Source organism: Achromobacter sp., assembly GCF_036567245.1.
GTDB lineage: Bacteria > Pseudomonadota > Gammaproteobacteria > Burkholderiales > Burkholderiaceae_B > Achromobacter.
Genome location: NZ_DATCUY010000411.1, coordinates 1 through 6,251 on the forward strand (window position 1 = coordinate 1; position 6,251 = coordinate 6,251).

Below are 6,251 nucleotides of genomic sequence, written 5' to 3' on the forward strand. Positions count from 1 at the left end.
GCGGAAGCGGCGGGCGCTGCGTCGGATTCCGATGTGCTTGCGGCCCGCGAGGCCCGGGAAGCAGACGCGCCGGCCGCAGGCGATGTCCGGGGCGACCCTGCGGATGGTCTCGCAGACAAGCCGGCGGACAACCCCGCGAACGCCCCGCCTTTGGGCGAGCCCGGCATCGTTCCGCGTTAGCGCCTGCCCCCGTGGATGCCCGCGCATCCGCGGGACGGGATGCTAGGCCGGGATTTCGCCCGCCGCGCGGCGTTGCATGATGTCTTCGACGATCACCAGCGCCGCTTCCAGCGTGAATTCGCCTTCCGCGACCTGATGCACCGCCGTGGCTGCGTCGATGGTGGCGATTTCCATGACTTCGCCGTCCCGGTTGGCGGGACGGACGTCAGCCGCGAGCACGCAGGTGCTGGTCAGGACATCTTCCACTTGATAGCCCTCGGGCAGGCGGCGGTGGATGCGCAGGATCGTGCGCAGGGGCGAGCGCCGCGTCAGGTCGGGCTCGTCCAGCCCTGCTTCTTCACCGCATTCGCGCACCAGCGCCAGCTCCAGGTCTTCGCGGCTGCCGGCCAGGCCGCCAACCAAGGTGTCCCACATACCGGGATCGGTGGACTTGCTGAGCGCGCGGCGCGCGACCCACAAGCGGCCGTCCGGCGTCCACGCGTTCAGGTGCACCGCTTTGGTAAGCAGGCCCAGCGGCCGCACTGCCGCGCGTTCGATCACGCCCAGCGCTTCGTCGCCATCCAGAACGTCCAGCAATTCGTCGCGCCAGCCGCGCAGGCAGTTGGCTTGGCGCAACAGTTGCGCGGCCTGTTCGAGCAAGCTATTCAGGTTTGCGCCGGGTTGCAGGTCCGCACCGATGCGCAAGGTGTCTCCGTCCGCTGCGATGCCGGGCGCGCCGCGCAACGCGTCGCAAGCCGCATGCGTGGCCCAGCCGCAGCGGCGCCCCGCTATATATAAAGCGCGCGCGCCTTCCGGGGCGAGCTCTTGCGCGCGGGCGCGCAGGTCGGCGTACAAGTCGGACAACTGCTTGGGCATCGTGGAACCGTGGTGATGATGTTGCCGACGATTTTATGCCACCCTGTTTTACGGCGCGCGGTCAAGGGGGCGCGGCCAGATGGGGGCAGGGTCGATGAATTCAAGGGCACTAACTTACATCTGTTTGCGCGTCCGCTATAATCCGGCAGTTTCTTTGTGATTTCGAGTGGGAACGACAGGGGCCGCTCTATCTCCCTGCCACGCCCTACCATCTAATAATTGCGCGTTGCCCGGTTCCGGCGACTTCCGCCACTAGCGAACGGACCTTCGCGCCGTGTTTCGAGGTAAGCATGAAGAAGTGGAGAGGGATACTGGGGGCTTGTGCGATGCTGATTGGCAGCGTGGCAGGTGCTCAGGTGCAAGACATGCCCGGCGGCCCGAAGGTCAATCAGCTCAACCTGCATGAAGGTGTCACGGCAATCTCGCGCGACATCATGTGGTTGCATTGGATGTTGCTCACGATCTGTATCGTGATCTTCATCGGCGTCTTCGGAGTGATGTTCTACTCCATCTGGGCGCACCGTAAATCCAGGGGCCACAAGGCCGCGACCTTCCACGAGCATCTGGGCGTGGAAGTTGCCTGGACCGTCATCCCGTTCATCATCGTCATCGCCATGGCGTTGCCCGCCACCAAGACGGTGGTCGCGATGAAAGACACCTCCAGCGCCGACCTCACCGTGAAGGTCACCGGCTATCAATGGAAGTGGGGCTACGAATACCTCGATGGCTCGGCCACCGGCATCAAGTTCCTCTCCACGCTGTCCACGCCGCGCGCGCAGATCGAGAACCGCGAGCCCAAGGGCGAGTTCTACCTGATGGAAGTGGACAACCACCTGGTCGTCCCCGTGAACAAGAAGGTCCGCATCGTGCTGACCGCGGCCGACGTCATCCACTCCTGGATGATTCCCGACTTCGGCGTGAAGCAGGACGCCATCCCCGGCTTCCTGCGCGACACCTGGTTCAACGCCGACAAGCCCGGTATCTACCGTGGCCAGTGCGCGGAACTGTGCGGCAAGGATCACGCATTCATGCCCATCGTCGTGGAAGTCATGGCGCAAGCCGACTACGATAAGTGGGTTGAAGACCAAAAGAAGAAGATGGCGGCAAACGCCGACGATCCCAATAAAGAGTGGACGGAAGCCGAACTGGTTGCCCGCGGCGAAAAGGTTTTCGCGGCGAATTGCGTGGCCTGTCACCAGGCCAACGGCAAGGGCATCCCGGGCAGCTTCCCCCCGCTCGACGGAGACAAGGTTGTTCTGGGCCCGAAGGCGGAACAGATCAACACCGTGCTGAAGGGCAAGCCCGGCACCGCGATGGCGGCATTCGGCGGGCAGCTCAACGATGTCGAGATCGCAGCGGTCATCAGCTATACGCGCCATGCCTGGAGCAATGCAGGCAAGGGGCAGGACCCGACGGTTCTACCGAAGGACGTGGCGGCTGCGCGCTGATAGCGCGCCCCAGGTCACACCCCGCAGAACCGGTTCCGTTTAGTTAGAGATACCCTGCCGGCCCCGTGAATCGGGCCCGGCACTCAGCAGGAAGGAGTCCATCATGAGCAGCGTCACTGTAGACCACGTGTCGCCGGGCCACGGCCACGGTCACGATGACCACCACCACGCCATCCCCACCGGCTGGCGTCGCTGGCTTTTCGCCACGAATCACAAAGACATCGGGACGATGTACCTCATCTTCTCGTTCGTCATGCTGCTGGAAGGCGGCACGCTGGCACTGCTGCTGCGCACCGAGCTCTTCGAGCCGGGCCTGCAGTTCTTCCGCCCCGAACTTTTCAACCAGTTCACCACCATGCACGGCCTGGTCATGGTGTTCGGCGCAGTCATGCCGGCCTTCGTGGGCTTCGCCAACTGGATGATCCCGATGCAGATCGGCGCTTCCGACATGGCGTTCGCCCGCATGAACAACTTCAGCTTCTGGCTGCTGCCGGTGGCTGCGATCATGCTGACGGCATCGTTCTTCGTGCCTGGCGGCGCCACTGCGGCCGGCTGGACGCTGTACGCGCCGTTGTCGCTGCAGATGGGCCCGGGCATGGACCTGGCGATCTTCGCGCTGCACATCATGGGCGCCTCGTCCATCATGGGCGCGATCAACATCATCGTCACCATCCTGAACATGCGCGCGCCCGGCCTCACGCTGATGAAGATGCCGCTGTTCTGCTGGACCTGGCTGATCACCGCCTTCCTGCTGCTGGCCGTGATGCCGGTGCTGGCCGCCGCCATCACCATGGTGCTGACCGACCGCCATTTCGGCACGGGCTTCTTCAACGCCGCCGCCGGCGGCGACCCGGTGCTGTACCAGCACGTGTTCTGGTTCTTCGGGCACCCCGAGGTCTACATCATGATCTTGCCGGCGTTCGGCATCGTGTCGGCCATCGTGCCCGCGTTCGCCCGCAAGAAGCTGTTCGGCTACGCCTCGATGGTCTACGCCACCGCTTCCATCGCCGTGCTGTCCTTCATCGTGTGGGCGCACCACATGTTCACCACCGGCATGCCGGTGACGGGCCAGCTCTACTTCATGTACGCCACCATGCTCATCTCCATCCCGACCGGGGTGAAGGTGTTCAACTGGGTCGCCACGATGTGGCGCGGCTCCATGACGTTCGAGACCCCCATGCTGTTCTCGATCGGCTTCATCTTCGTGTTCACCATGGGCGGCTTCACCGGGCTGATCCTGTCGGTGGCTCCGATCGACATCCAGGTCCACGACACCTACTACGTGGTCGCGCACTTCCACTACGTTTTGGTGGCGGGCTCGCTGTTCGCCCTGTTCGCTGGCGCCTACTACTGGGTGCCCAAGTGGACGGGCCGCATGTACAGCGAAAAGCTGGGCAAGCTGCACTTCTGGTCGACGTTGATCTCGTTCAACGTCACCTTCTTCCCGATGCACTTCCTGGGCCTGGCAGGCATGCCGCGCCGCTATGCCGACTACGCCGGCCAGTTCACGACCTTCCACCAGATGGCCACCATTGGCGCGTTCTGGTTCGGCCTGTCGCAGCTGATCTTCCTGTGGGCGATGGTGCGTTGCTACCGGGGCAAGGGCGAAGTGGCCTCGGCCAAGCCGTGGGAAGGCGCCGAAGGCCTGGAATGGACCGTGCCCTCGCCCGCGCCTTTCCATACCTTCGAAACCCCGCCCGAAGTGAAGTGAAGCAGCCTTTCATGTTTCAGGTAGCACAGCAATGACACCCGAGCAGCGCCGCCGCAACAAGATCGCAGGTCTGGTCCTGCTGGCTTTCGTCATCGCCGTGTTTGCCTGGACCGTGTTGCGCGGCTCGGCGCTGTTGTCCGGCGTTGCCGTCAGCTAGACCACGGCCATGAGCGACGACCTGCGCGAAACCTCCCAGCGCAAGCTGAGTTTCCTTCAGACCATGAAGGCGGTGGCGTGGGGGTTTTTCGGGGTGCGCAAGGGGGCTGGCCACCGGGAAGACGTCGCCAAGCTCAACCCGGTCCATGTGATCGTGGCGGGGCTGCTGGCAGCGGCCATCTTCGTTACTGTGCTGGTATTAATTGTGCGTTGGGCCGTTTCCAGCCTGACTTGAATCACTTAATTCTATAAATCTGTACCAGGGAGAAAGCCATGAGTGCAAGCCACTCGGTTCAAGGTAAAGAGGCACCGTACTACTTCGTGCCCGCCGATTCGGGTCATCCCGTGCGTACGGCTGTGGCGCTGCTGTTCATGGGCCTGAGCGCCGCGGCCTGGATCAACGGCGTCAGCTGGGCCAAATGGACCCTGCTGGGGGGCTTCATCGGCTTGATCGTGGTGCTGTATTACTGGTTTGGCGACGCCATCCACGAATCCGAGATCGGCCTGAACAGCAAGCGCATCGACGGCTCCTACCGTTGGGGCATGAGCTGGTTCATCTTCTCGGAAGTCATGTTCTTCGCGGCGTTCTTCGGCGCCCTCTGGTACACGCGCACCATCACCACGCCGTGGCTGGGCGACATGGACCACCGCCTGATGCTGTGGCCCGACTTCCAGGCCGTGTGGCCGAACTTCGGTCCCGCCGGCGTGGTCGAGCATTTCCAGACCGTCGGCCCCTTCTGGCTGCCCACCATCAACACCGCGCTGTTGCTGAGCTCCGGCGTCACGCTGACCATCGCCCACCATGCGCTGCGCGAAAACCATCGTGGCAAGACCATCTTCTGGCTGCTGGCCACGGTCGTGCTGGGTTTCCTGTTCGTGACCTGTCAGGCTTACGAATATCACCACGCCTATACCGAGCTGAACCTGAAGTTCAATTCGGGCGCCTACGGTTCGCTGTTCTACATGCTGACGGGCTTCCACGGCTTCCACGTGCTGCTGGGCGCCACCATGTTGACGGTCATCCTGATCCGCCTGATCCGCGGCCATTTCACGGCCGATCATCACTTCGGTTTCGAAGGCGCTGCCTGGTACTGGCACTTCGTGGACGTGGTGTGGCTGGGCCTGTACCTGTTCGTGTACTGGTTCTGACCGTTACGCGGAACAAATGAAGCGCGCCAGTTCTTGTGCGAGAACTGGCGCGTTTTACTCATCTGCGATCGTCGTGCATTTCCGGGAACCCGCGTCCCGGATGCCTATCTAAGGCCTGTGCTTTCGATCCAGCCCATGTGATGGGCGAACAGCACGAACAGGAACAAGGCCACCGATAATCCGATGCGCACCGTCAGCGCGTTGACCGTGCGGCTGGTGGTTCCCTTGTCCCGCATCAGGTAGACCAGGGCCGATGCCAGGCTGGCCAGAATCCCGATGAAGGCCAGGACGACGAAAACGCGCATGGTGGTCTCCGGACGAATCAGAGTAGTTAGTGTAGATATATGGCCCGACCGCATTCAACCCGATACACGGTAGCCGCCTTGCTGTTGCTGGGCGTCGCCGTGATCATCCTGGCATCGCTGGGGCAATGGCAATTGCGCCGCGGTGACGAGCGACGCGCCATTCTGGCCGCTATCGAAGCGGGCCGCAAGCAAGCGCTGCTGCCCTTGACCCCGGCTACCGACCCCGGCCAGATGACCGCCTGGCGTTCGGCCCAGGCCTCAGGGGTCTGGCTGCCGCAATTCAGTGTACTGCTGGACAACCGCAACCACGACGGCAAGCCCGGCTACTGGCTGGCTACGCCGCTGCTGCTGGACGCCGATGCGCGCCGCGCCGTGCTGGTGTTGCGTGGCTGGATTCCGCGCGTCATGGGGACCCAGGGGCAAGGCCCCGCGCAGCCGCCGCTGCCC

9 protein-coding genes are annotated in these 6,251 nt (G+C 63.4%); 7 read left to right on the forward strand and 2 right to left on the reverse strand.

Annotated elements, in window-relative coordinates; all coding sequences use genetic code 11:
- On the forward strand, window positions 1-180 hold a 180-nt coding region (locus VIR09_RS17560; protein WP_332014035.1), incomplete at its 5' end, for a hypothetical protein.
- A gap of 42 nt (window positions 181-222) precedes the next feature.
- Here VIR09_RS17560 and VIR09_RS17565 read toward each other — a convergent pair.
- Window positions 223-1,035 (reverse strand): NUDIX hydrolase, encoded by an 813-nt coding sequence (locus VIR09_RS17565; protein ID WP_332014036.1) that lies wholly within the window; start codon window positions 1,033-1,035, stop codon window positions 223-225.
- 290 nt (window positions 1,036-1,325) lie between these two features.
- On the opposite strand from VIR09_RS17565, the gene coxB reads away from it, so the two are divergent.
- The 5 genes from coxB (at window position 1,326) to VIR09_RS17590 (ending at window position 5,499) form a co-directional block, all read left to right on the forward strand.
- Entirely contained in the window at window positions 1,326-2,483 is a 1,158-nt protein-coding gene (gene coxB, locus VIR09_RS17570) for a cytochrome c oxidase subunit II (RefSeq protein WP_332014037.1), read from the forward strand.
- A 103-nt stretch (window positions 2,484-2,586) separates the two neighbouring features.
- Complete coding sequence (gene ctaD / locus VIR09_RS17575) at window positions 2,587-4,194, forward strand: cytochrome c oxidase subunit I (protein WP_332014038.1); 1,608 nt, start codon at window positions 2,587-2,589, stop codon at window positions 4,192-4,194.
- 31 nt (window positions 4,195-4,225) lie between these two features.
- Window positions 4,226-4,351 (forward strand): cytochrome oxidase small assembly protein, encoded by a 126-nt coding sequence (locus VIR09_RS17580; protein WP_013390977.1) that lies wholly within the window; start codon window positions 4,226-4,228, stop codon window positions 4,349-4,351.
- Window positions 4,352-4,360: 9 nt separating this feature from the next.
- Complete coding sequence (locus VIR09_RS17585) at window positions 4,361-4,585, forward strand: DUF2970 domain-containing protein (RefSeq protein ID WP_013390978.1); 225 nt, start codon at window positions 4,361-4,363, stop codon at window positions 4,583-4,585.
- A gap of 38 nt (window positions 4,586-4,623) precedes the next feature.
- Window positions 4,624-5,499 carry a cytochrome c oxidase subunit 3 gene (locus tag VIR09_RS17590; protein ID WP_173144563.1) on the forward strand — a complete coding sequence of 292 codons (876 nt, stop codon included), beginning with the start codon at window positions 4,624-4,626 and terminating at the stop codon, window positions 5,497-5,499.
- Window positions 5,500-5,603: 104 nt separating this feature from the next.
- Here VIR09_RS17590 and VIR09_RS17595 read toward each other — a convergent pair whose 3' ends face one another.
- Window positions 5,604-5,804, reverse strand: coding sequence for a twin transmembrane helix small protein (locus VIR09_RS17595; RefSeq protein ID WP_006224570.1), 201 nt, complete (start codon window positions 5,802-5,804; stop codon window positions 5,604-5,606).
- A gap of 39 nt (window positions 5,805-5,843) precedes the next feature.
- Here VIR09_RS17595 and VIR09_RS17600 point away from each other — a divergent pair.
- On the forward strand, window positions 5,844-6,251 hold a 408-nt coding region (locus tag VIR09_RS17600), incomplete at its 3' end, for an SURF1 family protein (protein WP_332014039.1).